Annotated in this window: 1 protein-coding gene; it reads left to right on the top strand. The window is 36.3% G+C overall.

Annotated elements, in window-relative coordinates:
• Positions 1 to 753 precede the first annotated feature (753 nt).
• Positions 754 to 2,664, top strand: a complete 1,911-nt coding sequence (gene ltrA, locus KSZ58_RS22315; protein WP_074034384.1) for a group II intron reverse transcriptase/maturase — start codon at positions 754 to 756, stop codon at positions 2,662 to 2,664.
• Positions 2,665 to 2,793 lie beyond the last annotated feature (129 nt).

Here is a 2,793-nt window from a genome sequence, read left to right as displayed (position 1 = left end):
GAGGACAATTAAATGAATTTCGGACAAAATTTATGTGCGACTCGTTCCTTAGTGAAAAGCTAAGGCACTAATAAAAGAACGAAAAAGTTTGATTATTAGGAGAACTGATAATCTGACAGGTGGAATGATGAAGTAACGCTCTGAAACGCCTGCCCTGAGCCTCCGACAAGCATTGAATGAGGAAACTCAGAATGTTTGAAGCTCGGTAAAGACGGCTGAAAGATACCGTAATAGTTGATGAACATATATCTTCTATCGAAAACTATCCAGAGGTGGGTAGCGTATCCAACAGGTCGGGGGTCTATAAAATATCTATGGTTAGAATGTTCCACAAGGGACTGACGAAACAGCGAATGTACGGGTCTAAATTTGTACTTTGTAGAAATGCAAAGGTACGAGAAATCGTAGCTGGTGTGGCAAAGTAAGAATATAGGTTATGAAATGCCATATACCGTTACAGGCGGTATCAAGCCAGCAGGCTTATAGCTAGTGACCTAAGGATATATATGTATAGATAAGATTATCGGAACGAGGAAAGGTATTGGGTTCTCATCAAGAGAATAAGCTGACGAAGAACAATAAGCAGTTGAACCAATGCTGAAAAGCAGAGGGCGAACCTAAGAAATTCTTGTAATGGGAATGGAGGAATACCCTCAAGTCGTGTATATATTAGAAAAGTATTATGTTGCTTTAATAAGGATTACGAGTAAGATAAAAAAGCTCACTCAATTTCAAGCAAAGGAGTGAAGCCTTATGCCTAAAAATAAAAATGAAACATTGTGTGTAGAAGATTTAAGACACGCTGAATATTACGAAATGCAAAACACCTTTGATGATTTATATGCCAAAAGTAAGAATGGAGATATTTTCACTCATCTTATGGATATTATCCTATCGAGAGAAAATATATTACTGGCATATCGAAATATCAAAGCAAATGCAGGCAGTAAGACAGCAGGAACAGACGGTACAATAATTAAAGATATTGGCAAATTGCCAGCAGAAACAGTTGTCAAAAAGGTAAGATATATTGTCGCAGGCACTCCGCACGGGTATCGACCTAAGCCAGTAAGGCGAAAAGAAATACCAAAACCAAATGGGAAAACCAGACCTCTAGGCATTCCTTGTATGTGGGACAGGCTTATACAACAATGTATCAAACAAGTATTAGAACCAATCTGCGAAGCTAAATTTAGTGAAAACAGCTACGGTTTCAGACCTAATAGGTCGGTTGAAAATGCAATAAAAGCAACCTATAACCGCCTACAAATCAGCCAGCTACATTATGTGATTGAATTTGATATTAAGGGTTTCTTTGACAACGTGAACCATTCCAAACTGATAAAACAGATATGGGCTATGGGAATACGGGACAAGCACTTGATATTCATTTTAAAAAGGATATTAAAAGCTCCAATTAAAATGCCTGACGGCACAATAACATATCCAGAGAAAGGAACTCCACAGGGGGGAATTATATCCCCACTACTAGCCAACATTGTTCTTAATGAGTTAGACCATTGGGTAGAAAGTCAATGGCAGGAAAATCCTGTTACAAAAAACTATGTGGTTCATATCAATAAAAGCGGTAGCCCATGTAAAAGCAACGCTTACAAAGAAATGAAGAAAACAAAGTTAAAGGAAATGTATATGGTTCGTTATGCAGATGATTTTAGAGTTTTCTGTCGCTACAAAGAAAGTGCTGAAAAAACCAAAATAGCAATTACTCAATGGATCGAGCAACGACTAAAATTGGAAGTATCACAAGAAAAAACAAGAATTGTAAATGTTAGAAAAAGATACTCCGACTTTCTTGGTTTCAAGATTAAAATGATACCGAGAAGAAAGAAGTTAGTTGTTAAATCACATATAAGTGATAAACAATTCAAGACCCAAAAAGACAAGCTGGTATCACAGGCAAAGAAAATTGCTTCTCCCTCAAAGGGAAAAACAGAATTAGAGGAAATAAGACTTTATAATTCAATGGTATTAGGTATGCAAAATTATTATCAGATTGCAACAAATGTAAATCTGGATTGTATGAAACTTAATAGAGCTGTAATGGCTATCTTCACTAACAGATTAGGTGCAAGCAAAAAGGGCAGATTGAGAAAAACAGGCAGACAACTTACAACAAAAGAAGCAACAAGATATGGTAAATCTAAAATGCTTCGATATGTTGCTGGCGAGGGCGAACCTATATTCCCTGTTGGATATATCCAACACAGAAAACCAATGGCAAAAGTGTATTCAGCAAACTGCTATACTCCAGAGGGAAGAAAATTTATCCATACCAATCTAAGTGTTGATAAATTACTGATGTATCAGTTGATGAAATTATCTTTGGAAAATCGCACAATAGAATACGCAGACAATCGAATTTCGCTATTTTCTGCCCAACATGGAAAATGTGCTATAACTCTGGAAGAATTTCAACAAGCTAATGAAATACACTGTCATCATATTGTACCAACTAGGGCTGGTGGTAATGACGATTATAAAAATCTTATTTTGGTAAAAGAGGCGGTACATCGTCTAATACACGCAAAAACAGAAGAAACAATACAAAAATATATAGCTCTATTGAAACTAAATAAAGTCCAGCTCATAAGACTAAATAAATATAGAGTATTAGCTGGCAATCAAGAATTAAACTTGATATAGGTCTACTACATAAATACTTTTCAATATAAACACGATGGAACGCGGAGTGCGGTGAAAGTCGCACGCTCCGTGTGAATGGGGGGAAAAGTTTGAGATATTTATAATATCAGGAACTTACCTATCCATATA

The organism is Erysipelatoclostridium sp. DFI.2.3, assembly GCF_019132535.1.
GTDB classification, from domain to species: domain Bacteria; phylum Bacillota_I; class Bacilli_A; order Erysipelotrichales; family Erysipelotrichaceae; genus Clostridium_AQ; species Clostridium_AQ innocuum.
The sequence above is the reverse complement of the archived record's forward strand: the minus strand, read 5'-3'. Positions and strand labels throughout refer to the sequence as shown.